Source organism: Micromonospora sp. BRA006-A, assembly GCF_033433935.1.
In the GTDB taxonomy this organism is placed as follows: domain Bacteria; phylum Actinomycetota; class Actinomycetes; order Mycobacteriales; family Micromonosporaceae; genus Micromonospora; species Micromonospora aurantiaca.
Genome location: NZ_JANCLW010000001.1, coordinates 1,091,006 through 1,114,593 on the forward strand (window position 1 = coordinate 1,091,006; position 23,588 = coordinate 1,114,593).

At 72.2% G+C, this 23,588-nt stretch carries 22 protein-coding genes; 16 read left to right on the plus strand and 6 right to left on the minus strand.

What is annotated here, in order from left to right; translation table 11 throughout:
* Nucleotides 1–232: 232 nt before the first annotated feature.
* Complete coding sequence (locus NMK34_RS05420; protein ID WP_318332460.1) at nucleotides 233–1,222, plus strand: winged helix-turn-helix domain-containing protein; 990 nt, start codon at nucleotides 233–235, stop codon at nucleotides 1,220–1,222.
* Between the two features lie 15 nt (nucleotides 1,223–1,237).
* On the opposite strand, the gene NMK34_RS05425 is transcribed toward NMK34_RS05420, so the two are convergent.
* Nucleotides 1,238–2,323: a coenzyme F420-0:L-glutamate ligase gene (locus NMK34_RS05425; protein WP_318332461.1), complete on the minus strand. Its 1,086-nt coding sequence runs from the start codon at nucleotides 2,321–2,323 to the stop codon at nucleotides 1,238–1,240.
* Nucleotides 2,320–3,267, minus strand: a complete 948-nt coding sequence (gene cofD, locus NMK34_RS05430; protein WP_318332462.1) for a 2-phospho-L-lactate transferase — start codon at nucleotides 3,265–3,267, stop codon at nucleotides 2,320–2,322. The genes NMK34_RS05425 and cofD overlap by 4 nt, the downstream gene beginning before the upstream one ends.
* A 99-nt stretch (nucleotides 3,268–3,366) precedes the next feature.
* Between cofD and NMK34_RS05435 the strand changes: the two genes are divergently transcribed.
* The 6 genes from NMK34_RS05435 (at nucleotide 3,367) to NMK34_RS05460 (ending at nucleotide 9,958) form a co-directional block, all read left to right on the plus strand.
* Nucleotides 3,367–4,302 (plus strand): hypothetical protein, encoded by a 936-nt coding sequence (locus NMK34_RS05435; protein WP_318332463.1) that lies wholly within the window; start codon nucleotides 3,367–3,369, stop codon nucleotides 4,300–4,302.
* 143 nt (nucleotides 4,303–4,445) lie between these two features.
* A complete protein-coding gene (locus tag NMK34_RS05440) occupies nucleotides 4,446–6,971 on the plus strand; it encodes a bifunctional FO biosynthesis protein CofGH (protein ID WP_318332464.1) in 2,526 nt (841 codons plus the stop codon).
* 150 nt (nucleotides 6,972–7,121) lie between these two features.
* Nucleotides 7,122–7,415, plus strand: a complete 294-nt coding sequence (locus NMK34_RS05445) for a hypothetical protein (RefSeq protein WP_091418605.1) — start codon at nucleotides 7,122–7,124, stop codon at nucleotides 7,413–7,415.
* Between the two features lie 72 nt (nucleotides 7,416–7,487).
* Nucleotides 7,488–8,885, plus strand: a complete 1,398-nt coding sequence (locus tag NMK34_RS05450) for a DUF4331 domain-containing protein (RefSeq protein WP_318332465.1) — start codon at nucleotides 7,488–7,490, stop codon at nucleotides 8,883–8,885.
* 13 nt (nucleotides 8,886–8,898) lie between these two features.
* Nucleotides 8,899–9,237, plus strand: coding sequence for a hypothetical protein (locus tag NMK34_RS05455; protein ID WP_013284160.1), 339 nt, complete (start codon nucleotides 8,899–8,901; stop codon nucleotides 9,235–9,237).
* Nucleotides 9,238–9,697: 460 nt separating this feature from the next.
* Entirely contained in the window at nucleotides 9,698–9,958 is a 261-nt protein-coding gene (locus NMK34_RS05460; RefSeq protein ID WP_013284161.1) for a WhiB family transcriptional regulator, read from the plus strand.
* A gap of 99 nt (nucleotides 9,959–10,057) precedes the next feature.
* On the opposite strand, the gene NMK34_RS05465 is transcribed toward NMK34_RS05460, so the two are convergent.
* Nucleotides 10,058–10,507, minus strand: coding sequence for a metallopeptidase family protein (locus NMK34_RS05465; RefSeq protein ID WP_018787548.1), 450 nt, complete (start codon nucleotides 10,505–10,507; stop codon nucleotides 10,058–10,060).
* 153 nt (nucleotides 10,508–10,660) lie between these two features.
* On the opposite strand from NMK34_RS05465, the gene NMK34_RS05470 reads away from it, so the two are divergent.
* Nucleotides 10,661–11,032: a DUF3499 domain-containing protein gene (locus NMK34_RS05470; RefSeq protein WP_091418612.1), complete on the plus strand. Its 372-nt coding sequence runs from the start codon at nucleotides 10,661–10,663 to the stop codon at nucleotides 11,030–11,032.
* Nucleotides 11,033–11,167: 135 nt separating this feature from the next.
* Here NMK34_RS05470 and NMK34_RS05475 read toward each other — a convergent pair whose 3' ends face one another.
* The 3 genes from NMK34_RS05475 to NMK34_RS05485 form a co-directional block, all read right to left on the minus strand.
* On the minus strand, nucleotides 11,168–12,547 hold the full coding sequence (locus tag NMK34_RS05475) for an FAD-dependent oxidoreductase (protein WP_318336279.1): 1,380 nt from the start codon (nucleotides 12,545–12,547) through the stop codon (nucleotides 11,168–11,170).
* A gap of 5 nt (nucleotides 12,548–12,552) precedes the next feature.
* On the minus strand, nucleotides 12,553–13,899 hold the full coding sequence (locus NMK34_RS05480) for an aspartate aminotransferase family protein (RefSeq protein WP_318332466.1): 1,347 nt from the start codon (nucleotides 13,897–13,899) through the stop codon (nucleotides 12,553–12,555).
* 148 nt (nucleotides 13,900–14,047) lie between these two features.
* Nucleotides 14,048–14,560 (minus strand): Lrp/AsnC family transcriptional regulator, encoded by a 513-nt coding sequence (locus NMK34_RS05485; RefSeq protein ID WP_318332467.1) that lies wholly within the window; start codon nucleotides 14,558–14,560, stop codon nucleotides 14,048–14,050.
* A gap of 205 nt (nucleotides 14,561–14,765) precedes the next feature.
* On the opposite strand from NMK34_RS05485, the gene NMK34_RS05490 reads away from it, so the two are divergent.
* The 8 genes from NMK34_RS05490 (at nucleotide 14,766) to NMK34_RS05525 (ending at nucleotide 23,536) form a co-directional block, all read left to right on the plus strand.
* Nucleotides 14,766–15,950 (plus strand): spermidine/putrescine ABC transporter substrate-binding protein, encoded by a 1,185-nt coding sequence (locus NMK34_RS05490; RefSeq protein ID WP_318332468.1) that lies wholly within the window; start codon nucleotides 14,766–14,768, stop codon nucleotides 15,948–15,950.
* A complete protein-coding gene (locus NMK34_RS05495) occupies nucleotides 15,947–17,104 on the plus strand; it encodes an ABC transporter ATP-binding protein (RefSeq protein WP_318332469.1) in 1,158 nt (385 codons plus the stop codon). The genes NMK34_RS05490 and NMK34_RS05495 overlap by 4 nt, the downstream gene beginning before the upstream one ends.
* The gene (locus NMK34_RS05500; RefSeq protein ID WP_318332470.1) at nucleotides 17,101–18,009 is read left to right on the plus strand and encodes an ABC transporter permease; all 909 of its coding nucleotides are present in this window, start codon (nucleotides 17,101–17,103) and stop codon (nucleotides 18,007–18,009) included. The genes NMK34_RS05495 and NMK34_RS05500 overlap by 4 nt, the downstream gene beginning before the upstream one ends.
* Nucleotides 18,006–18,839, plus strand: a complete 834-nt coding sequence (locus tag NMK34_RS05505; RefSeq protein WP_318332471.1) for an ABC transporter permease — start codon at nucleotides 18,006–18,008, stop codon at nucleotides 18,837–18,839. The genes NMK34_RS05500 and NMK34_RS05505 overlap by 4 nt, the downstream gene beginning before the upstream one ends.
* Nucleotides 18,836–20,257 (plus strand): FAD-dependent oxidoreductase, encoded by a 1,422-nt coding sequence (locus NMK34_RS05510; protein ID WP_318332472.1) that lies wholly within the window; start codon nucleotides 18,836–18,838, stop codon nucleotides 20,255–20,257. The genes NMK34_RS05505 and NMK34_RS05510 overlap by 4 nt, the downstream gene beginning before the upstream one ends.
* Complete coding sequence (locus tag NMK34_RS05515; RefSeq protein WP_318332473.1) at nucleotides 20,257–21,459, plus strand: saccharopine dehydrogenase family protein; 1,203 nt, start codon at nucleotides 20,257–20,259, stop codon at nucleotides 21,457–21,459. Before NMK34_RS05510 ends, NMK34_RS05515 begins: the two co-directional genes overlap by 1 nt.
* On the plus strand, nucleotides 21,456–22,469 hold the full coding sequence (gene speB, locus NMK34_RS05520; protein ID WP_318332474.1) for an agmatinase: 1,014 nt from the start codon (nucleotides 21,456–21,458) through the stop codon (nucleotides 22,467–22,469). The genes NMK34_RS05515 and speB overlap by 4 nt, the downstream gene beginning before the upstream one ends.
* A gap of 218 nt (nucleotides 22,470–22,687) precedes the next feature.
* Complete coding sequence (locus NMK34_RS05525) at nucleotides 22,688–23,536, plus strand: DUF559 domain-containing protein (protein ID WP_318332475.1); 849 nt, start codon at nucleotides 22,688–22,690, stop codon at nucleotides 23,534–23,536.
* The last annotated feature ends 52 nt before the right edge of the window (nucleotides 23,537–23,588 follow it).

The following is a 23,588-nucleotide window of genomic DNA, read 5'->3' on the forward strand; positions in this document are numbered from 1 at the left end:
GGCGGCACCCCTGCGACTGAAGTCGCAGACCCTCGTGGTGCCACCCGGCCACGCCCGTCAGCCGGCGTCCGGGTCGATGTTGCGCCCCGGCGTCGGCAGGCAACTGAGAGTTTGCCGAACCCGCCCGCCCACCGTCGAGGTTTTTCACCTGACGCTTAAAGATGGAGATTAGTACCGGCGGGTACAGTGCGAAGTGTGGCGGGCACCCCCGCCGTCCGCACGGGAGCAATCCATGTTGAAGATCATTTTCTCGGGCGAGGACGTCCTGCGGACCCGGGTCGCACCGGCCGCGGACCCGCTCTGGGAGCTGGTCCTCAGCCTGCACCTGCTCCAGGGACGCAGCCGGGACCCGATGATGACCACGTGGCGGCGCACCGTGGCGCACGGACTGCGGACCGACACCGACGCCGAGCAGTATCGTCTCCTGCTCGCGCTCAACCCGCCGCGCGGCTACTTCCCCGACTTCCTCACCCCGTCCGCCAGCCGGGAGGGCATCGAGGCCGGACTGGACGCGGTCCGGGGCACCCCTGTGGACATGCTGCGCCGCGACCTGACGCGGCTGGCCGGGGAGACAACGCTCCCGTCGTCGGCCACCGCGCTCGCCCGTGGCGAACCGGAGACGCTGCACCACCTCACCGACGCCATGGCCCGCTACCAGTCGCTGGCGGTCACGCCCTACTGGGCCCGGGTGCAGGCGGCGGTCGAGGCGGACCGGGCCCGCCGTGCACGCGCCATGCTCGACGGCGGCGCCGAAGGGCTGCTCGCCAGCCTGCGGCCGAACATGCGCTGGGTCTCGGGCGTGCTGGAGGTGCTCGACTACCCGGACACGCGGGAACTGCACCTGGACGGCCGAGGGCTGCTGCTCGTGCCGTCGTTCTTCTGCTCGCGTACGCCGGTGGCGCTGGTCGACCCGACGCTGCCGCCGGTGCTGGTCTACCCGGTGGACCGGCTCGCCGGCCTGACGCCCGCGTCCGGTGCCGCCGCGTCACCGCAGGGCGAGGCGCTCGCCGCCCTGCTCGGCCGTACCCGCTCCCGGGTGCTCCAGGCCGCCGACGAGGGCTGCACCACCGGCGAGATGGCCCGCCGGCTGCGCATCTCCGCCGCCGCGGCCAGCCAGCACACCACAGTGCTGCGCAACGCGGGACTGCTGGTCAGCCAGCGTGACCGCAACACCGTCCTGCACACGCTCACCCCGCTGGGCCGGGCCGTCCTCGACGCCTGAGCACGCCACCCGGAGTCAGAGCGCCAGCGTGGCGCTCGCGGCGCTGCCGGACGGCGGCGGGAGCAACGCCGAGTCGATCCCCTCCGCGGCCAGCGCGGCGCGCAGGCGTTGCAGGTCCGCGCCGAACCGGACCAGGTCCGCCCGGTCGACCGGGGTGGGCGCCGCGCCGAGCAGCAGGCCGGTGGCCGAGGCGGGCCAGCCGGGCACTGTCGCGGCCAGCCCCTCGCGTACCTCGTCGTCCGTGACGTGGGTGAAGACGGTGCCCGGCGCGACCACGTCGGCCACCGCGCCGATCGCCCGCCGCACCGCGTCCGCGTCGGCGGGCTCGGGACCGATCCGGTCCGCGAGCGTCGCCGCCGCCCGCAGACCGGCGACGCGCGCCTCGGCCGTGCCGAGCGAGAACAGGTCCATCGAGGCGTCGCGCACCAGCGTGCGGGCGCCCTCGTCGTCGTCCCGGGTCGCGGCGAGGTAACCCCGCACCACGGCGACCGGCACCTGGTCGCACTTGCCCTTGATCAGCTCACCGGCGGCGGCGAGTTCGTCGACCACCGCCATCTGGGTGACGAACAGTTCGTTGCCGTACGGGTCGACCTCGCCCCGGTGGTCGCGGATCGCCGGCATGCCGGCCACCCCGAGCGCCACGTCGGTGAGCCCGTTGCGCCACGGCCGGCCCATCGTGTCGCTGACGATGACCGCCACGTCGAGGCCGTACCCGTCGCGCAGCGCGGCGCGCAGCGCCCGGGCGGACGCGTCCGGGTCGACGGGCAGCAGCACCAGCCGGGTCTTGTCCACGTTCGAGGCGTCGATGCCGGCGGAGGCCATCACGAACCCGTGGTGGGTCTGCACGATCCGGGTCGCGCCCCGGGTCGCCACCACCCGGGCCGTCTCCCCGGCCAGGATGCGGTCCCGCTCGGCGAGCCGTTCCGGGCCGTCGGCCGGCACGTCGACCAGCCGGCCCTCCGCCTTCGACACGATCTTGCTGGTGACCACCAGGACGTCGTGGTCGCGCAGCCAGGGCGCCGCACCGGTGATCAGCGCCGCCAGGTCGTCGCCCTCGGTCACGTCGCCGATGCCCTGCACCGGCAGGATCTCCAGCCTCACATCAACTCCAGCGCGGCGCGCACCATCGCGGCGGTCGCCGCCTCGTCGGTCATCCGCAGCGGCGCCGCGCGGACGGTCACGTCCGGCACCACGGTGCCCTCGTCCTCCGGCGCGACCAGCCAGCCGTCGAGCAGGCCGCCCGCCGAGCGGGCGCCGTAGAGGCCGCCCACGCCGGCCGCGCTGCACTCCACGCCGAGCACGGCGAGGCAGCGGTCGGCCATGCCGCGTACCGGCGCGCCGCCGATGATCGGCGACACCCCGATCACCGGGGCCGGTCCGCCGGTCACCGCGTCGCGCAGACCGGGCACCGCCAGCACCGGGGCGATGCTCACCACCGGGTTGCTCGGCGCGATCAGCACCACGTCCGCGGCGGCGATCGCCTCGACCACGCCGGGCGCGGGCTTCGCCGCGTCGGCGCCAACGAAGACGAACCGGTCGGTGGGTACGCCTGCTCGATGGCGAACCCACCACTCCTGGAAGTGGATCGCCCGCCGGCCCTGCTCGTCGGTGACGACGGCGTGGGTCTCCAGGCGGTCGTCGGTGGCGGGCAGCAGCCGTACGCCCGGTTGCCAGCGGGCCGCCAGCGCCTCGGTCACCTGGGACAGCGGGTAGCCGGCGTTGATCATCTGGGTGCGCACCAGGTGGGTGGCGACGTCCTTGTCGCCGAGGCCGAACCAACTCGGCTCCGCGCCGTACGCGGCCAGTTCGTTCTTCACCGTCCAGGTCTCGCCCGCCCGGCCCCAGCCGCGCTCCGGGTCGGCGCCGCCGCCGAGCGTGTAGAGCACGCTGTCCAGGTCGGGACAGACCTTCAGCCCGTGCAGCAGCAGATCGTCGCCGACGTTCACCACGGCGGTCACCTCGGCGCCCACCTCGCGGGCGTACGCCCGCACGCCGAGCAGGAAGCGGGCGCCCCCGATGCCGCCGGTCAGTACCACGATGCGCATGGCGTCCATCCTTCCGCACGCGCCGCCATCGATCGTCCGGTGGCCGGAGAGACTACGCTCACTTCGGCAACTGTCCGCTTTCGTCCCCTGGGGGAGTCCGTGACCAGCCCCGCCGAGCCCGCGTCCGGCGACGCCGCGCAGGCCAGCCAGTTGATCAAGCCGTTGCGCGAACTCGCAGCGCTCGTCCTTCTCGGCGCCAACGCCGTGCTTCTCTTCGTCGGCCTGGTGCGCCTGCTGCCGATCGACGACTACAGCACGGCCAGCGGCCGGGCCGGGAGCACGTACTTCACCTTCGTCGGCCTGGAGTCGACGGTCCTGCCGCTGCTCGCCGTCCTGATCGCCACCGCGATCCTCCCGGTCGTACCGAAGGCCAAGCTGATCACGCAGGTGGCACTCGTCGAGTACGCCGTGTCCGTGGTGTTCGGCGCGCTGACGTTCCTGATCTGGCTGGTCGGCCGGCTCGCCGACGGTGAGGTGCTGGACGCGTTCCTCGGTCTGCTCACCCGTGTGGCGTGGCTGGCGATCTTCGGGGTCGCCGCGTTCGTGGTGTTCAAGATCTGGCGCACGCTCTACTACGTGCCGAAGCCCAAGCCGCAGCCGGGCGTGTACGGCCAGCCCCAGCCCGGCTGGCCGCAGCAGCCGGGTCAGCCCGGTGGCTTCCCCGGCGCGGGCGGCTACCCGCAGCAGCCCGGTCAGGGTTACCCGCAGGCCGGCTCGCCCCCGCCCGGCTGGCCGCAGCAGCCCGGCCCGTACGGCCAGCCGCAGTCGGCGCCGCCGTTCAACACCGCCCCGCCGCACGCGCCGCAGTCCGGCCCGCCGTCCCCCGACCCGCAGTCCGGCGTCCCGTACGCCGGTCCGCAGCAGGCGCCGCAGTACGGCTCGTCGCAGTCGGCGCCGCCGTTCGGCCAGCCGCCGTCGGCCGACCCGACGCAGGCGATCCCGCGCCAGTCCGCCGAGCCGGGCGCGCCGTCGCCGGCCGCCGACGACGAGCGCACCCAGCGGTTCGACCGCGAGGACCCGAACCAGCCCCGCTGAGGTCCGGGCGGCGGGCGACGGAGCATCGTCGCCCGCCGCCATCGGAGCCCGCCGCTGTGCGGGGGACCACCCGGTTCGTCCCGCTGCCCGGATCGCGACCGGGGGCGGGCATCCGGCCGTCCGGCAGCGCCTAGGCTGGGCGGATGGTTGATCGCAGCGACCCCGAACCGACCGAGGCGAGCATCCGGCGGGCACTGGGGCGGGCCGCCACCGGCCGGGCGCTCGACGCCGGCGAGGCGAGCGCGCTGCTCGCCGCTCGCGGGCCGATGCTCGACGACCTGCTCCGGATCGCCGGCGACATCCGCGACGCCGGGCTGCGCGACGCCGGGCGGCCGGGCGTGGTGACGTACTCGAAGAAGGTCTTCATCCCGCTGACCCGGCTCTGCCGGGACCGCTGCCACTACTGCACGTTCGCCACCGTGCCGCACCGGCTGCCCGCCGCCTACCTGGAACGCGACGAGGTGCTGGCGATCGCCCGCGAGGGCGCCGCGCAGGGCTGCAAGGAGGCGCTGTTCACGCTCGGCGACCGGCCCGAGGAGCGGTGGCCGGCGGCCCGCCGGTGGCTGGACGAGCGGGGGTACGACTCGACACTCGACTACCTGCGCGCCTGCGCGGTGGCGGTGCTGGAGGAGACCGGCCTGCTGCCCCACCTGAACCCGGGCGTGCTCACCTGGTCGGAGCTGCAGCGGCTCAAGCCGGTCGCGCCGAGCATGGGCATGATGCTGGAGACCACAGCCACCCGGCTCTGGTCCGAGCCGGGCGGCCCGCACTACGGCTCGCCGGACAAGGAACCCGCGGTACGCCTGCGGGTGCTCGACGACGCCGGCCGGGTCGGGGTGCCGTTCACCACGGGCATCCTGATCGGCATCGGCGAGGACCGGGCCGAGCGGGTCGACGCGATCTTCGCGATCCGCCGGGCGATGCGGGAGTACGGCCACCTCCAGGAGGTGATCGTGCAGAACTTCCGCGCCAAGCCGGACACCGCGATGCGCGGCATGCCGGACGCGGAGCTGCACGACCTGGCCGCCACAGTGGCGGTGGCCCGGGTGCTGCTCGGCCCGAAGGCCCGTATCCAGGCTCCGCCGAACCTCATCGCGGGCGAGTACGACCTGCTGCTGCGCGCCGGCATCGACGACTGGGGCGGCGTCTCCCCGGTCACGCCCGACCACGTCAACCCGGAGCGGCCCTGGCCGCACCTGGACGAGCTGGCGGCGCGTACCGCGAGTGCCGGGTTCACGCTGCGCGAGCGGCTGACCGTCTACCCGGAGTACGTGCGTGCGGGCGAGCCGTGGCTGGACCCGCGCCTGCTGCCGCACGTCACGGCGCTCGCCGACCCGGCCACCGGGCTCGCGGTCGAGGCGGCCCGCCCGGAGGGACGGCCGTGGCAGGAGCCGGAGGAGGTCTACGGCGGCCGCACCGACCTGCACGTCACCATCGACGTCACCGGCCGTACCGACGACCGGCGGGGCGACTTCGACAGCGTGTACGGCGACTGGACCGAGGTGGCCGGCAAGGTGGCGCCGCAGGCGCGCGCCGGCGTACCGCTGGGTGCCGGCGCGGACGCCGACCTGCGCGCGGGCCTGCGGCTCGCCGCCGACGACCCGGCGGCGCTGCTGACGCCGGCGCACGAGGCCGAGGCGCTGGCGCTGTTCGGCGCGGACGGCCCGGCGCTGGACGAGCTGTGCCGGCTCGCCGACGACGCGCGCCGGGACGCCGTCGGCGACGACGTGACCTACGTGGTCAACCGCAACATCAATTTCACGAACGTCTGCTACGTGGGCTGCCGGTTCTGCGCGTTCGCCCAGCGGGAGAGCGACGCCGACGCGTTCCGGCTCTCGCTCGAGCAGGTGGCCGACCGGGCCGAGGAGGCGTGGACCGCAGGCGCGACCGAGGTCTGCCTCCAGGGCGGCATCGACCCGAAGATGCCGGTGACCGGGTACGCCGACATCGTCCGCGCGATCAAGGCGCGGGTGCCGGACATGCACGTGCACGCGTTCTCCCCGATGGAGATCGTCACCGCCGCCGCGAAGGCCGGCGTGCCGGTGCGGGAGTGGCTGCTCCAGCTCCGCGAGGCCGGGCTGGACACCATCCCGGGCACCGCCGCCGAGATCCTCGACGACGACGTGCGCTGGGTGCTCACCAAGGGCAAACTGCCGGCCTCCGCCTGGGTCGACGTGGTGAGCACGGCCCACGAGCTGGGCATCCGGTCCAGCTCCACGATGATGTACGGCCACGTGGACCACCCGGGCCAGTGGCTGGCCCACTTCCGGGTGCTGGCCGGCGTGCAGGACCGTACCGGCGGGTTCACCGAGTTCGTGGCGCTGCCGTTCGTGCACACGAACGCGCCGATCTACCTGGCCGGCATCGCCCGCCCGGGTTCGACCTGGCGGGAGAACCGGGTGGTGCACGCGATGGCCCGGCTGCTGCTGCACGGCCGGATCGACAACATCCAGTGCTCCTGGGTGAAGCTCGGCGACGCGGGCACCGTGGAGATGCTGCGCGGCGGCTGCAACGACCTGGGCGGCACGCTGATGGAGGAGACGATCTCCCGGATGGCCGGCTCGGGCAACGGATCGGCCCGCACCGAGGAGCAGTTGCGCGCCATCGCCACCGCCGCTGGGCGGCCGTTCCGCAAGCGGACGACCGCGTACGGTCACGCCCGCGCCTGAGGTCGAACCTTTCCCCGCCGCGGCCCGTACCTGTGGATGCCGGCGGCGGTTTCGGCGAGGACCGCCGCCGGTGACCCCGAACCGGGGCCCGGCGGTGTCCGGGCGCCCGGCCCGCTGCGGCGCTGCGGCGCCGGTCCGGAAAGGTTGCCGATGAGCACTGACGAGACCACCGAGGCGCCGAAACGGCGGACCTGGCCGCGGTTGACCCGCAGGCAGACGCTCACCGCCGCGGCGAGCGCGACACTGGGCGCCGCCGCCCTGACCGTGCCGGGCCTGTCCGCCGCGCAGAACGCGCCCACGGCGAGCCGGCGCGACGAGCCGATCGTGGTCCACCTCCGCGACGCCGCCGCCGGCGTCATGGACGTCTTCGTCGGCACCAACCGGGTCGAGGTGCGCGACCGCGGCCTGGCCGACCGCCTGGTGCGCGCCGCCGGCCGGCGCTGATCCCACCCTCCGCCGGCGCGGGCTCCCGGCGCCGGTTCCGACTTCCGTTCCCCCGACGAAGGTGCGTCCGCCATGTCCTCTCACCGCGAAGCCCCGGAGATCGCCAAGGATCCGGTCGCCGACAGTTCCGACCTGTACGCGTTCGTCACGCCGAGCCAGCCGGACACGGTCACGTTGATCGCCAACTACGTGCCGGTACAGCTTCCGTCCGGCGGCCCGAACTTCTTCGAGTTCGGTGACGACGTCCGGTACGAGATTCACATCGACAACGACGGGGACGGTTATCCGGACGTCACCTATCGTTTCGAATTCACTACCGAGATCACGAACCAGAACAGTTTTCTCTACAACACCGGGCCGATCGAGTCGCTGGAGAGCAAGAACTGGAACCGGCGGCAGTTCTACCGGCTGACCCGGATCGCGGACGGCCGCGCCCGAGTGCTGGCGCACAAGCTGCCCTGTCCGCCGTGCAACGTCGGCCCGCTCTCCACGCCGAACTACCAGAACCTGGTCCGGCAGGCGACGTTCAAGCTGTCCACCGGCGAGAAGGTGTTCGCCGGGCAACGCGCCGACGGTTTCTTCGTCGACCTGGGCGCGGTGTTCGACCTGGGCACGCTGCGGCCGTTCCAGCAGTTGCACGTCGCCGGCAAGAAGCTGTTCCGCACCGAGGGCGAGCCGGTGAACGCGCTGGACCGGCTCAACGTGCACAGCCTCGCCGTGCAGGTGCCGCTGCGCCAGGTACGCCGCAAGGCGTCCCGCTACGGCTACGCCGACCGCGCCTCGACGATCGGGGTCTGGACCAGCGCGTCCCGCCGGCAGGTGCGGGTGCTGGGGGACCGGGTCGCCGCCGACACCGCGGCCGGACCCTTCACGCAGGTGTCGCGGCTCGGTAACCCGTTGTTCAACGAGGTCATCGTGCCGATGTCCAGGAAGGACGTCTGGAACACGCTGCCACCGTCGGAGGACAAGCGGTTCGCCGGGTTCGTGGAGCGGCCCGAGCTGGCCGGGCTGCTGCCGGCGCTCTACCCGGGTGTGTTCCCCAATCTGGACGCGCTCAACAAGTCCAAGAAGCCGCGTGCCGACCTGGTGGCGATCCTGCTCACCGGCGTCCCGGCCGGACTGATCGACGGCTTCGCCAACACCACAGGTGACGTGCAGGCGGACATGCTGCGGCTGAACACGGCGATCCGGCCCAGCCGTACCCCGGACCGGTTCGGCGTGCTCGGCGGCGACCTGGCCGGCTTCCCCAACGGCCGCCGTCCCGCCGACGACGTGGTGACGATCGCGCTGCGCGCCATCGCCGGGCTGACCGTGCCGCTCGTCGACAAGACGTTCCGCCCGGACGCCGCCGCCGCGGCGGTGACTCCCGGCCTGAGCGCGGCCGACGTCACCGCGCCGTTCCTGGCCGACTTCCCGTTCCTCGGCACGCCGTACGACGGGTTCGGCAACCCGCAGGCGAAGAAGTCCTGACGGGAGCCGGCGAATGTCACACCATCACGATCTCGGCCCGTCGGAGGTCGGCAGCGTCGTGCTCGACCTCGGCGGCGACCGGGGCGCGCTGATCATCCACACCGGGCGGGACCTGCACGGCCGGGAGATCGAGATCAGCCGGGTGGACCTCGACGGCCCGCGGACCCATTCCGCCGTACGCGAGCGGCATGTCCGGGACGGGGTGTTCCACAGTGCGGTCTACCCGGATCTGGAGGCGGGTGTGTATACCGTCTGGTGGGACGAGAGTACGTCCGCCGGCGCGATCTCGGTCACCGGTGGGTCGATCGCCGAATTCGTTTGGCCCACCAGCTCACCAGCCCGCTTGGACTGATCCGTCAGTCGCGCCGGAACCCGCGCCTCGTCCACATCATGGACGGGGCGCGGTCGGCGTTGGACGGCTCGACGGGCGGTACCACGGGAAGCGGGTTACCCTTTGCCCCACCAATTCTGATCTTGGTACGAGCGGCCGGCGGGGGCGTCCGGCCGGCCTGCCGGCGATGCGCCACGGCAGAAAACTTCCGGCAACTCGCCGGGGAGGGCGTTACTCGTCCGGGGTCTGAATCGATAGGGCAGGTTGCGAGGCTACGGGCGACCGGGGCGGTCGTCACGGACGTGTCGGGAGGGCGACTCCATTATCAAGTTTGGCTTGACGGCGCACGCATTACACGCGTGTAATTTGAATGGGGTTGTTCGCACGGAACGCAACAAATGGTGACCGTACGGACAGGCACGCCTTTCGCGTGGGGGGTTGCAGCGGCGAATGACGCCGGTGCGCGACAAGGAGGCAATCGATGGACGGCCAGCTCGAGGTGGCCGACCTGCTCGGGAACGCGCCGGAGTGGCAGGAGCGAGCGCTCTGCTCGCAGACCGACCCGGAGGCGTTCTTTCCCGAGAAGGGCGGCTCGACCCGCGAGGCGAAGCGCATCTGCTCGCGGTGCGAAGTGAAGACGGAATGCCTGGAGTACGCGCTCGGCCACGACGAGCGATTCGGAATCTGGGGTGGCCTCTCCGAGCGGGAGCGGCGCAAGCTCAAGCGGCGGGTCGCCGCCTGATCCACGTACGGGTCCACGGGCGGTGGGGGCCGCCCGGACCCGGGTCGTCGTCCGGCCGCCTCGTCCGGCCGGGTGGCGGCGTCTGCCCGGCCGGGCCGGTCAGGCCAGCTCGTCCGGGTCGACCCCGAGCAGATTCGCCACCTGCTCGATGATCACGTCGTGCACCAGGTCGGCGAGGTCCTCGCGGTCCATCGCGCGGAACTCCAGCGGCCGCCGGTAGAGCACGATCCGCGGCGGCACCTCCTGGCGGCCGGGCCGCCCCGGCAGCAGCCGGGCGAGCGGCACCTCGCCGTCCTCCAGCACGTCCGAGTCGTAGACGTTCAGATCCGGCGGGACGTCCTCGACCGCGAACTCCACCCCGGCCAGCTCCTTGGCGAACCGGCGTTCGAGCGTCTCCACCGTGTCGAGCACCAGATCGTCGAAGACCTCGGCCTTCGTCCGCGCCAGCGGGACCGTGGCCGGCACCAGCCGCCCGCGCAGCCCGCGACCGTGCCGGTCACGGTGGGTGCGCCGGCCGGAGCCGGGGCGGCGGTTCTGCGGGCTCGTCATGACGGACAGGGTAGCCCGGGTCGGCGGTCCACCCGCCGTCGCGCGGCCGACCGGCGCGCCGATGTGCCGATCGGCGGAATTGTGATCACCATGACGGGCGTGTCGTAACGCGAAGCGGTGCGCCGGACCCGGTAATGGGGATACCCTGCCGCCGTGAGGTCACCACGGCGCTGCTCCCGTAACGGCTGCCCCCGGCAAGCGGTCGCCACACTGACCTATGTCTACAACGAGTCGACGGCGGTGGTGGGCCCGCTCGCGGCGTTCGCCGAACCGCACACGTACGACCTGTGTGAGCCGCACGCCCGCAGCCTGACCGCCCCGCGCGGCTGGGACGTGGTGCGGCACGAGGGCGAGTTCGAGCCGCCGCCGCCCACCACCGACGACCTGGTGGCGCTGGCCGAGGCGGTACGCGAGGCCGCTCGCCCCGCCCCGCCGCGTCCCCCGGAGGACGAGCCCACCACCAAGCCCCAGACCCCCCAGCAGGGCCGCCGGGGCCACCTCCGGGTCATCCCACCCCACCACTGAACGACCCCGCCCCGGCCACGGCCCCCGGGCCAGACCAAGGTCAACACCAGTACGGGGAAGTGGCGCCATCCAGGCCACCCGGACCCCACCACCACCCCGGACTGGTGTCGATCATGAACCCCGGGCGCACCGGGGTCAGTGGCCCAGGAAGCGGTTGAAGAGATCGGCTCGGCGGGACGTGCGGGACGTGCGGTGCTCGCTCTGGTCGGCTGAGGACATGATCTTCAGGCCGGCGTTCATCGCCAGCCAGCGCAGCGGCTCCGGCTCCCAGCGGGGGGAGCGGTGGCCCACCCAGGGCAGTGCCGTGAGGTCGGTGTCCACGCCCCGGATCAGGTCGGCGAGCGTACGCCCGGCGAGGTTGCTGGTGCCGACGCCGTCACCGACGTAGCCGCCGGCCCAGGCCAGCCCGGTACGCCGGTCCAGCCCCACCGACGCGGCCCAGTCCCGGGCCACGCCGAGCGGCCCGCCCCAGGCGTGCGTCACCGGCACCTCCGGCCCGAGCACCGGGAACAGCTCCCCGAGCGCCCGGCGCAGCGCCGCGAACACCCGCGGCTCCCGGTCGAAGCCCGGCCGGACCCGGGAGGCGTAGTGGTAGGGCGCGCCCCGCCCGCCGAACGCGAGCCGGCCGTCGGCGGTGCGCTGGCCGTACACGATGACGTGCCGGTAGTCGGAGAACGTCTCCCGATCCGCCAGCCCGATCCGCGCCCACGTCTCCTCGGGCAGCGGCGGGGTGGCCACCATCAGCGAGTAGACGGGCGCCACTGTGCGCCGCCGGCCCGGCAGCCCCGGCGTGTAGCCCTCCGTCGCACGCACCACCACGGGCGCCCGGACCACGCCTGCCGCTGTCACCGCCGCGCCCGGCCGCAGCGCGGTCACCGGGGTGCGCTCGTGGATGCGGACGCCCCGGCGCTCCACCGCCCGGGCCAGGCCCCGGACCAGCTTCGCCGGGTGTACGGCGGCACAGTGCGGGGTGTACGTGCCGCCGCGTACCCCCTCGGCGGCGCAGCGCGCGGCGGCCTCGCCGGCATCGAGCAGCGTCAGGTCGTCGTCGGTCAGCCCGTGCGCGTGGGCCTCGGCGACCTCGGCGCGGGCCCGGGCGAGCTGCGCCTCGCCGCGCGCGAGCGTCACCGTGCCGCCGGCCCGCCAGTCGCAGTCGATGCCCTCGGCGGTGGCGACCCGCCCCACCTCGGTGACGGTGTCGTGCATGGCCCGCTGCATGGCCAGTGCCCGGTCCCGGCCGTGCCGCCGGGCCAGCGCCGGCAGCGAGGTGGGGAACAGCGCCGAGCACCAGCCGCCGTTGCGCCCCGACGCGCCGTACCCGGCGATCTCCCGCTCCAGCACGACGACGCGCAACGTGGGGTCGGCGCGGGCCAGGTAGTACGCCGTCCACAGCCCGGTGTACCCGGCGCCCACGATCGCCACGTCGGCGTCCGTGTCGCCGGGCAACCCGGGTCGCGGTGTCAGCGGTTCGTCCAGGCCGGACAGCCAGTACGACAGGTGCCGGTAGTCGGTCATCGGCGTCAGAGCCGCGACCACGCCTCGGTCAGCACCGCGCGCAGGATCTGCTCGATCTCGTCGAAGTGCTGCTGGTCGGCGATCAGCGGCGGGGCGAGCTGCACCACCGGGTCGCCCCGGTCGTCGGCCCGGCAGTAGAGCCCGGCGTCGAACAGCGCGGTGGACAGGAAGCCGCGCAGCAGCCGCTCGGACTCGGCCTCGTCGAACGTCTCCCGGGTCGTCTTGTCCTTCACGAGTTCGATGCCGTAGAAGTAGCCGTCGCCCCGGACGTCACCGACGATCGGCAGGTCGTGCAGCTTCTCCAGGGTGGACCGGAACGCGCCCTCGTTGGCGCGGACGTGCCCGATCAGGTTCTCCCGGGCGAACACCTCCAGGTTGGCCAGCGCGACCGCGCAGGAGACCGGGTGGCCGCCGAACGTCACGCCGTGCGCGAACATGCCGGTCTCGGTGAGGAACGGCTCCATCAGCCGCTCGCTGGCGATCATCGCGCCGAGCGGGGCGTAGCCGGAGGTGATGCCCTTGGCGGTGGTGATGATGTCCGGCTGGTAGCCGTACCGGACGGCGCCGAAGTACTCGCCGAGCCGGCCCCAGGAGCAGATCACCTCGTCGCTGACCAGCAGCACGTCGTACGCGTCGCAGATCTCACGTACCCGTTCGAAGTAGCCGGGCGGCGGCGGGAAGCAGCCGCCGGAGTTCTGCACCGGCTCCAGGAAGACGGCGGCGACCGTCTCCGGCCCTTCCCGCTCGATGGCCCGCCCGATCTCCTCGGCGGCCCAGCGGCCGAACGCCTCGGCGTCGTCGCCGTGCTCGGGGGCCCGGTAGAAGTTGGTGTTCGGCACCTTGATGCCGCCGGGCACCAGCGGCTCGAAGTCGGTCTTGATGCCGGGCAGGCCGGTGATCGACAGCGCGCCCATCGAGGTGCCGTGGTAGGCGATGTAGCGGCTGACCACCTTGTGCTTGGTGGGCTTGCCGGTGCGCTTGAAGTAGGCCCGGGCCAGCTTCCACGCCGCCTCGACGGCCTCGGAGCCGCCGGTGGTGAAGAAGACCCGGTTCAGGTCGCCGGGGGTGAGCGTGGCGATCTTCTCGGCCAGCTCGACGGCCTTCGGGTGGGCGTACGACCAGAGCGGGAAGTAGGCCAGCTCGCCGGCCTGCTTGGCGGCGGCCTCGGCCAGCTCGGCGCGGCCGTGACCGGCGTTCACCACGAACAGCCCGGCCAGCCCGTCCAGGTAGCGGCGGCCCTGCGCGTCCCAGACGTACGCGCCCTCGCCCCGGACGATTGTCGGAACCTCGCCGGCGGGGTAGCTCGCCATACGGGTGAAGTGCATCCAGAGATGGTCGGTGGCGTTGGCCATGTCAGCCCCATCGGGTCTCGGGCCGGTCAGGGGTGACACCGGCCGCTCTGCCCACGGTTATCCCACAGGCGATGCCGATAAGGCAAGCGAACAAGCTTCGGCGCGACGGATTCAGCGCTATATCACTGCGCTGTCAACGGAATCCGCATCAGGCGGTGCCCCAGCTGTAGGTCTGCTTGCGCAGCTTCAGGTAGACGAACGCCTCGGTGGAGAGCACCCCGGGCACGCCGCGCAGCTTCTGCAGGATCTCCAGCAGGTGCGCGTCGTTGCGGCAGACCACCTCGGCCAGCAGGTCGAACGAGCCGGCGGTGATCACCACGTAGTCGATCTCCTCGAACTCGGCCAGCCGGTCGGCGACCGGTTCCAGGTCGCCATCGGTGCGCAGCCCGATCATGGCCTGGCGGGGGAAGCCGAGCTGGAGCGGATCGGTGACCGCGACGATCTGCATGACGCCCGCGTCGAGCAGCCGCTGCACCCGCTGGCGTACCGCCGCTTCGGAGAGGCCGACCGCCTTGCCGATGCTCGCGTACGGGCGGCGCCCGTCCTCCTGGAGCTGCTCGATGATCTGCTTGGCCACGTCATCGAGCAGAGCGTGGTTGGCTCCGTCACGCACAGTGATCCGACGGCCGCCGTTTCCGTTCTCCTGGTGCCGGTTGACCATCGACGCTCCTCGTGTCCGAATCTCCGTGTTGAGCGTAGTGCCCCGCGCAGTCTGGCGTATTTCGTGGCGACTGGCTATTCCGGCAACGGAATCCCTTGTGAGAGAGGTTTTCTCATGTCAGGATCAGTCGTCCATCGCCACTGACCCTCCCGCCGGCGCGCCGCCCCCGTCCCGCCGCCGACGATGCCCCCCAAGGAGTCGTCACATGCGTAGTCCCCTCCGGCCCCTCACCCGGCGTGGTCTGCTCACCGGGACCGTCGGCTCGGCCGCGCTGCTCGCCACCGCGGGCACCCTGGCCGGCTGCGGGACCAAGGGCGCCCAGCAGACCGAAGCCGGATGCAAGAGCGAGGATCTGTCCGCCACCGAGAAGAAGGTCGCCTTCTCGAACTGGCCGCAGTACATGGACACCGACGAGAAGGACGAGTCCAAGCGCCCCACGCTCGACGCGTTCGTCGCCGCCACCGGTATCCAGGTGACGTACACCGAGGACGTCAACGACAACAACGAGTTCTTCGGCAAGGTACGCAACCAGCTCGCCGGGTGCCAGAGCACCGGCCGGGACATCATGGTGCTCACCGACTGGATGGCCGCCCGGGTGATCCGCCTCGGCTGGGTCCAGAAGCTGGACAAGTCGAAGATGCCGAACGTCGAGGCGAACCTGCTGCAGTCGCTGCGCGGTCGCTCCTTCGACGCCGAGACCCAGCTCGCCGTCCCGTGGCAGTCCGGCCTGGCCGGGCTCGCGTACAACGCCAACGTCACCAAGGAGATCCGCACCGTCGACGAGCTGCTCACCCGCCCCGATCTCAAGGGCAAGGTGACCGTGCTGTCGGAGATGCGCGACACCATCGGCCTGCTGCTCCAGTCGCTCGGCCACGACCCGGCCAAGTTCACCTCGGCCCAGTTCGACGACGCGCTGAACAAGCTGAAGAAGGCGGTGGACAGCAAGCAGATCCGGCGGTTCACCGGCAACGACTACGCGCCCGACCTGGCCAAGGGCGACATCGCCGCGTGCATCGGCTGGTCCGGCGACGTGGTCCAGCTCGGCTTCGACGACGAGAAGATCAAGTTCGTGGTGCCCGAGTCCGGCGTCATGCTCTGGTCGGACAACATGCTGGTGCCGAACAAGGCCACCCACAAGGCCAACGCCGAGGCGTTGATGAACCACTACTACGACCCGGCGGTGGCGGCGAAGCTGGCCGCGTACGTCAACTACATTTGCCCGGTGCAGGGCGCGCAGGCCGAGATGGAGAAGATCGACCCGGACCTGGCGAACAACCCGCTGATCTTCCCGGACGACACCATGCTGTCCAAGGCCAAGGTCTTCATGGCGCTCGACGAGGCGCAGGAGAAGGAGTACGAGACCAAGTTCCAGCAGGTGATCGGCGCGTGAAGGGGCAGCAGACCCCGGCCGGTGACCTGCGACTGGTCGACCTGACCAAGCGGTTCGGCGTCTTCACCGCCGTCGACGACCTCACCCTGACCATCCCGCAGGGCTCGTTCTTCGCCCTGCTCGGCGCGTCCGGCTGCGGCAAGACCACCACGCTGCGGATGATCGCCGGGCTGGAACAGCCCACGAGCGGCAAGTTGCTGCTCGGCGAGCAGGACATCGCCGGGCTACGGCCGTACAAGCGGCCCGTCAACACCGTCTTCCAGAGCTACGCCCTCTTCCCGCACCTGGACATCCACGAGAACGTGGCCTTCGGGCTGCGCCGCCGCGGCATCCGCAACGTGGGCGACCAGGTGGAACGGATGCTCGCCCTGGTGCAACTTGAAGGGTACGGCCGGCGCCGCCCGGCCCAGCTCTCCGGCGGCCAGCAGCAGCGCGTCGCGCTGGCCCGGGCGCTCATCAACCACCCGCAGGTGCTGCTGCTCGACGAGCCGCTCGGCGCGCTCGACCTGAAGCTGCGCCGGCAGATGCAGATCGAGCTGAAGCGGATCCAGACCGAGGTCGGCATCACGTTCGTGCACGTCACCCACGACCAGGAGGAGGCCATGACGATGGCCGACACGGTCGCGGTGATGAACGCCGGCCGGATCGAGCAACTGGGCGCGCCCGCCGACATCTACGAGTACCCGGCCACCGCGTTCGTGGCGAACTTCCTCGGCCAGTCCAACCTGCTCGCCGCCGAAGCCGGCGGTCGCGCCGCCGACGACGTGCTGGTCACGGCGCACGGCTCGCGCTTCTCGGTACCAGCCGGCCGGGCCCGGCTCACCGACGGTCCGGCCTTCCTCGGCGTACGTCCGGAGAAGCTGCACCTGGTCGACGGCCCGGACCGGGTGCCGGCCGGACACCAGCACGTCGGCGGCGTGGTCACCGACGCCTCCTACGTCGGGGTGAGCACCCAGTACCTGGTGCGCACCGCGTGGGGCAGCGAACTGTCCGCGTTCGCCGCGAACAGCGGGCTGGGCGGTCAACTCGCGGTCGGTACGGCGGTGACCGCGCACTGGGATCCGCGGCACGCGTTCCTGCTGCCCCGGGCCGCCGGTGAGGACGACCAGACCGCGCCGCTGCTCGACGAGCCGCCGGTGGGTGCGCTGCCATGAGCGCGCTGGCCCACGTACCGACCTCCGCCGGGAAACCGGCGCCGCCGCCGGTGCGGCGCGGGGGCAGCCGGCTCCTGCCGTACCTGTTGCTGCTTCCCGGCGCGGTCTGGCTGCTCGTCTTCTTCGCGCTCCCGCTGGTGCAGCTCGCCTCGGCCAGCCTCTACGACCCGGCCGGCTCGCTCTCCACCGGGTACGCCATGACCTGGGCGTTCAGCAACTACCCGGACGCGTTGCAGGCGTACTGGCCGCAGTTCTCCCGGTCGTTCCTCTACTCGGCGATCGCGCTGGTGCTCGCGCTGCTGATGGGCTACCCGCTGGCGTACGCGATCGCGCAGAAGGCCGGCCGATGGAAGAACCTGCTGCTGGTCGCGGTGGTCGCGCCGATGTTCACCAGCTTCCTGGTGCGCACGCTGGCCTGGAAGACCATCCTGTCGGACAACGGCGCGCTGGTCGGGCTGCTGCGCGACGTGCACCTGCTCGGACCGGACGGCCGGCTGCTCGCCACCCCGATCGCCGTGGTGCTCGGGCTGACGTACAACTTCCTGCCGTTCCTGGTGCTGCCGCTGTACGCGAGCCTGGAGCGGCTCGATCCCCGGCTGCTGGAGGCGGCGAGCGACCTGTACGCGAGCCCGCTGCGCGCGTTCGCCAAGGTCACGCTGCCGCTGTCGATGCCCGGCCTGATCGCCGGCACGCTGCTGTTCTTCATCCCGGCCACCGGTGACTACATCAACGCCGAGCTGCTCGGTACGCCGAACGAGTACATGATCGGCAACGTCATCGACTCGGCGTTCCTGGTCCGGCTGGACTATCCGCAGGGCGCGGCGCTGTCGTTCCTGCTGATGGCCGCGATCCTGGCGATCGTCTTCGTCTACCTGCGCCGCGCGGGAACGGAGGACGTCCTGTGAGCAAACTGAAGCGCTGGCTCGCCGACCGGTGGGTGATGGGCGTGGCACTGCTCGTCCTCGGCTACCTGACGCTGCCGATCATGGTGGTCGCCGGCCTGTCCTTCAACCGGCCCTCCAGCCGGCTCTCCTACGACTTCAACGAGTTCACGCTCGACAACTGGAAGCAGCCCTGCGCCACCTCGGACATGTGCGACGCGGTGGTGCGCAGCATGCAGATCGGGCTCATCGCCACGGTCGTCTCCACGCTCCTCGGCACGCTGATGGCGTTCGCGCTGGTCCGGCACAGCTTCCGCGGCCGGTCCGGGCTCAACGGGCTGATCTTCCTGCCGATGGCCACCCCGGAACTGGTGATGGGCACCTCGCTGCTCGCCCTCTTCGTCGCCGCCGGGGTGCCGCAGGGCTTCTGGACCATCGTCATCGCGCACGTCATGTTCTGCGTGTCGTTCGTCGTGGTCACCGTGAAGGCCCGGCTCTCCGGCATGGACCGGCGGCTGGAGGAGGCCGCGATGGACCTGTACGCCAGCGAGTGGCAGACGTTCCGCCGGATCACGCTGCCGCTCGTGCTACCCGGCATCGTGGCCGCCGCGCTGCTGGCGTTCTCGCTCAGCTTCGACGACTTCATCATCACGAACTTCAACGCCGGCACCACAGTCACGTTCCCCATGTACGTCTGGGGCGCCTCCCAGCGGGGCATTCCGCCGCAGGTGAACGTGATCGGCACCGCCATGTTCGTGATCGCGTTGCTGCTGGTCGGGGCCACCTCGCTGCGCGGGCGGCGGGCGCGCCGGGCCGCCCTCGCGGTGGTCGCCACACCGGCGGGCAAGCCATGACACTCCCGCATACCAGCCGGGCGCTGGCCGACGCCGCGCCCGTGTCGTACTGGCTGGACCGCCCGGTTCGCCCCGACCCGCTGCCGCCGCTGTCCGGCACGCACACCGCCGACCTGCTCGTGGTCGGCGGCGGGTACGCCGGACTGTGGACCGCACTGCTCGCGAAGGAGGCCGACCCGGACCGCGACGTCCTGCTCGTCGACGCGGGCACGTGCGGCTGGGCGGCGTCCGGGCGCAACGGCGGGTTCTGCGCCGCGTCGCTCACCCACGGGCTCGCCAACGGCGTCGAACGGTTCCCCGGCGAGATCGGCGAGCTGGAACGGCTGGGCCGGGAGAACCTCGACGCCATCGCCGCCACCGTGGCGAAGTATGACATCGACTGCGACTTCGAACGCACCGGCGAACTGGCGGTGGCCGTCGAGCCGTACCAGCTCGACGGGCTCGCCGCGGACGCCGAGCTGGCCCGCCGGTACGGCCACGACGTGCGGCTGCTCAACCGCGACGAGGTACGCGCCGAGGTGGCGTCGCCGACGTACCTGGGCGGGATGTGGGACGCCGACCGGGTGGCCCTGCTCGACCCGGCGAAGCTCGCCTGGGGACTGCGCCGGGCCGCGCTCGACCTGGGCGTACGCGTGCACGAGCACACCCGCGTCACCGGCCTGGCCCGCGACGGCGCCGCGCTGCTCGCCAGGACGTCGGGCGGCGCGGACGCGGCACCCGGCACGGTACGGGCGCGACAGGTCGTGCTCGCCACGAACGCGTTCCCGCCGCTGCTGCGCCGGCTGCGCTCCTGGATCGTGCCGGTCTACGACTACGCGCTGATGACCGAACCGCTGACCGAGGCGCAGCGCGACGCGATCGGCTGGCGGCACCGGCAGGGACTCGCGGACACCGGCAACCAGTTCCACTACTACCGGCTCACCGCCGACAACCGGATCCTGTTCGGCGGCTACGACGCCGTCTACCACTACGGCAACCGGGTGGCGCCCGCGCTGGAGCAGCGCGAGGCCACCTTCACCACGCTCGCCTCGCACTTCTTCTCGACCTTCCCCCAACTCGACGGGCTGCGGTTCAGTCACCGCTGGGGTGGCGTCATCGACACCTGCACCCGGTTCTGCGCGTTCTTCGGCACCGCGTACTCCGGACGCCTGGCGTACGCCGCCGGATTCACCGGGCTCGGCGTCGGCGCGACCCGGTTCGGGGCCCGCGTGACGCTCGACCTGCTCTCCGGCACCGACACCCCGCTGACCCGGCTCGACCTGGTGCGCCGCAAGCCGCTGCCGTTCCCGCCGGAACCGGCCCGGTCCGTGGGCATCAACCTCACCCGATGGTCGCTCGCCCGCGCCGACGCGCGCGACGGTCGGCGCAACCTCTGGCTCCGTACTCTCGACCGTCTTGGACTGGGGTTCGACTCCTGATGCGTATCCTCCTCGTCGGCGCCGGTGGCGTCGGCTCCGCCGCCGTATCCATCGCCGCCCGCCGTACCTTCTTCGAGATCATGGTGGTCGCCGACCACGACCCGGCGCGTGCGGCGCGGGCCGTCGCCGGGCACGGCGACCGGTTCGTCGCCGCCACAGTGGACGCCGCCTCCGCCGACGCGGTGGCCGCGCTGTGCCGGGAACACCGGATCACGCACGTGCTCAACGCGGTGGACCCGCGCTTCGTCATGCCGATCTTCGACGGCGCGTTCGCCGCCGGGGCCGACTACCTGGACATGGCGATGTCGCTGTCCCGGCCGCACCCCGAGCACCCCTACGCCGAGACCGGGGTCAAGCTCGGCGACGAGCAGTTCGCCGTCGCGGAGCGGTGGGCCGCGGCCGGGCGGCTCGCGCTCTGCGGCATCGGCGTCGAACCGGGCCTGTCCGACGTCTTCGCCCGCTACGCCGCCGACGAACTCTTCGCCGAGATCGACGAGATCGGGGTACGCGACGGCGCGAACCTCACCGTCGCCGGCTACGAGTTCGCGCCGTCGTTCTCCATCTGGACCACCATCGAGGAGTGCCTCAACCCGCCGGTGATCTGGGAGGCCGGGCGCGGCTGGTTCACCACCGAACCGTTCAGCGAGCCGGAGGTGTTCGACTTCCCGGCCGGGATCGGCCCGGTCGAGTGCGTCAACGTCGAGCACGAGGAGGTGCTGCTCATCCCGCGCTGGGTGCCGGCGAAGCGGATCACCTTCAAGTACGGCCTCGGCGCCGAGTTCATCGAGGTGCTGCGCACGCTGCACAAACTCGGGCTGGACTCCACCCAGCCGGTGCGGGTACGCGGCGTCGACGTGTCGCCGCGCGACCTGGTGGCCGCCGCGCTGCCCGACCCGGCCACGCTCGGCGACCGGATGAGCGGCAAGACCTGCGCCGGCACGTACGTCACCGGCACCGGCCCCGACGGGCGGCCGCGCCGCGTCTACCTCTACCACGTGGTCGACAACGAGTGGTCGATGGCCGAGTACGGCCACCAGGCGGTGGTCTGGCAGACCGCCGTCAACCCGGTCGTCGCGCTGGAACTGCTCGCCACCGGCGCCTGGTCCGGTATCGGCGTGCTCGGCCCGGAGGCGTTCCCGCCGACCCCCTTCCTCGACCTGCTCACCGGCTACGGTTCGCCGTGGGGGATGGAGGAACGATGACCCGGTACGGCCCGATGTACGGACCCGACATCACGTTCCTCGGCGTGCCGCCGTGCACCGTCGAGGAACCGGTCACGTACGCCGACGCGGACGTGGTGATCATCGGAGCGCCGTTCGACGGCGGCACCTCGCACCGGCCGGGCACCCGGTTCGGGCCGTCCGCCATCCGGCAGGCCTGCTACCTGCCGCACGACGGCTCCCGCCCGTCGCTGGCGCTGCGCGTGGACGCGCTGAAGGACCTGTGCGTCTACGACGCCGGCGACGTCGAGATGTTCAGCGGCGACATCGAGCGCTCGCTCGCCGCACTGGAGACCGCCGTGCACGCGGTCGCCGCCGCCGGGGCGATCCCGGTGGTCCTCGGCGGCGACCATTCCATCGCGCTGCCCGACGCCACAGGCGTGGCCCGGCACCACGGGCTCGGCCGGGTGTCGCTCGTGCACTTCGACGCGCACGCCGACACCGGCGACGTCGAGTTCGGTTCGCTGCACGGCCACGGCCAGCCGATGCGCCGGCTCATCGAGTCCGGCGCGGTACGCGGCGACCGCTTCCTCCAGATCGGGCTGCGCGGCTACTGGCCCGGCCCGGACACTTTGGCGTGGATGGCGGAACAGCGGATGCGCTCGTACGAGATGACCGAAGTCGTGGCGCGCGGCCTGGACACCTGCCTGACCGAGGCGTTCGGCATCGCGACCGACGAGTGCGAGGGCGTGTTCCTCTCCGTCGACGTGGACGTGGTCGACCCGGGCATGGCGCCCGGCACCGGCACACCCGAGCCGGGCGGGTTCACCTCCCGGCAGTTGCTCGACGCGGTGCGCCGGGTCTGTTACGAGCTGCCGGTGGTCGGGCTGGACGTGGTCGAGGTCGCCCCGCCGTACGACCACGCCGACATCACCGCGTACCTGGGCAACCGGGTGGTGCTGGAGGCGCTGTCCGCGATAGCCCGCCGCCGCCACGACGCCGAAACCGGAATCCCGTGGAACCCCACCCAGCCGCTCCTGGATGACCGCTGAGCGCGGCCCTCCCCTCCTCCCCGTTGATCTTGCAGTTTCGGCCCCGGCATTCCGGTCATCCCGGGCGCTCGGAGGGCATCAGCTGCAAGATCGCGCGGGTGGGGGAAGGCTTAGCACAAGGGTGGGGGACGGTGGGGGTTGTGCACATCGCGGGTCTTGTCCACAGGGGAGGCGGGCGGTGAGGGAAGCCGGCCGGGTTGGGGCTGCATGGTTCGGGGATGTCGACGCAGCTGTGGCGGACCCGGGAACTGATGCGGGTGCTCACCGTGAAGCGAGTACGCACGCAGGTCAAGCGGGAGGAGTTGATCCGGGTACGGCGCGGTGTCTACGCGCCGACGCCGTGCGATGACGAGGACGAACTGCGAGCCCTGCTGCTGTGTCTTCCCGACGGCGCGTTGCTGGCCATGCAGAGTGCGGCACGCCGCCACGGATTCGGCGTACTCCGGGAATCCGCGGTCCACGTGCAGTTGCCGCCGGGTGTCGCCAAGCCCCGGCTGCCGGGCCTCGTCGTCCACCACTCGGTCCTGCCGGTCCGGCCGGTGCTCGTCGGCGGCCTGCCGTGCGTGCCGGCCGCGCAGTGTGCGGTCGACCTGGCCCGAGGCGTACGCCGGATGGATGCCCTCCCCGTGCTGGACGCGGCACTCCGCTCGGGCGCTGCGACGACCGACGACCTTGCGGCCGAGTTACCCCTGCATCAGGGTCTGCGGGGCGTCCGGCAGGCGCGCGATCTCGTGCCCCGGGCTGACGGCCGATCGGAGTGCCGGCAGGAGAGCCAGCTACGGCTGCTGCTGCTCGACGGCGGGCTGCCGGTCCCGGAGCCGCAGATGTGGATCCACGACCGGTACGGCATCCCGCGCTTCCGCATCGACCTGGGCTACCGCGAGCGGCGGGTGGGGGTCGAGTACGACGGGCTGTCCCACCTGGACCGGGAGCACATGCGGTACGACCGCGACCGGATCAACTGGCTGGACGCCAACGGATGGCGGATGCGCTACTTCACCGACCGCGACCTGTACGGCCGTCCGTCCCACATCCTCGCCACCCTCCGTGCGGCCTTGACCCCCTGACAGCCGCCTGGCCCCGCCCTCGCCCTGCCCCCACGCCGCCCCCGCGCCCCGC

Excerpts from the sequence above, each read along its gene's own strand:
- NMK34_RS05525 (WP_318332475.1), top strand. The coding sequence starts at position 22,688 with ATGTCGACGCAGCTGTGGCGGACCCGGGAACTGATGCGGGTGCTCACC.
- NMK34_RS05450 (WP_318332465.1), top strand. The coding sequence starts at position 7,488 with ATGTCCTCTCACCGCGAAGCCCCGGAGATCGCCAAGGATCCGGTCGCC.
- NMK34_RS05445 (WP_091418605.1), top strand. The coding sequence starts at position 7,122 with ATGAGCACTGACGAGACCACCGAGGCGCCGAAACGGCGGACCTGGCCG.
- NMK34_RS05475 (WP_318336279.1), bottom strand. The coding sequence starts at position 12,547 with ATGACCGACTACCGGCACCTGTCGTACTGGCTGTCCGGCCTGGACGAA.
- NMK34_RS05485 (WP_318332467.1), bottom strand. The coding sequence starts at position 14,560 with ATGGTCAACCGGCACCAGGAGAACGGAAACGGCGGCCGTCGGATCACT.
- NMK34_RS05490 (WP_318332468.1), top strand. The coding sequence starts at position 14,766 with ATGCGTAGTCCCCTCCGGCCCCTCACCCGGCGTGGTCTGCTCACCGGG.
- speB (WP_318332474.1), top strand. The coding sequence starts at position 21,456 with ATGACCCGGTACGGCCCGATGTACGGACCCGACATCACGTTCCTCGGC.
- NMK34_RS05480 (WP_318332466.1), bottom strand. The coding sequence starts at position 13,899 with ATGGCCAACGCCACCGACCATCTCTGGATGCACTTCACCCGTATGGCG.
- NMK34_RS05465 (WP_018787548.1), bottom strand. The coding sequence starts at position 10,507 with ATGACGAGCCCGCAGAACCGCCGCCCCGGCTCCGGCCGGCGCACCCAC.
- NMK34_RS05440 (WP_318332464.1), top strand. The coding sequence starts at position 4,446 with ATGGTTGATCGCAGCGACCCCGAACCGACCGAGGCGAGCATCCGGCGG.
- NMK34_RS05460 (WP_013284161.1), top strand. The coding sequence starts at position 9,698 with ATGGACGGCCAGCTCGAGGTGGCCGACCTGCTCGGGAACGCGCCGGAG.
- NMK34_RS05455 (WP_013284160.1), top strand. The coding sequence starts at position 8,899 with ATGTCACACCATCACGATCTCGGCCCGTCGGAGGTCGGCAGCGTCGTG.
- cofD (WP_318332462.1), bottom strand. The coding sequence starts at position 3,267 with ATGCGCATCGTGGTACTGACCGGCGGCATCGGGGGCGCCCGCTTCCTG.
- NMK34_RS05515 (WP_318332473.1), top strand. The coding sequence starts at position 20,257 with ATGCGTATCCTCCTCGTCGGCGCCGGTGGCGTCGGCTCCGCCGCCGTA.
- NMK34_RS05420 (WP_318332460.1), top strand. The coding sequence starts at position 233 with ATGTTGAAGATCATTTTCTCGGGCGAGGACGTCCTGCGGACCCGGGTC.
- NMK34_RS05500 (WP_318332470.1), top strand. The coding sequence starts at position 17,101 with ATGAGCGCGCTGGCCCACGTACCGACCTCCGCCGGGAAACCGGCGCCG.
- NMK34_RS05510 (WP_318332472.1), top strand. The coding sequence starts at position 18,836 with ATGACACTCCCGCATACCAGCCGGGCGCTGGCCGACGCCGCGCCCGTG.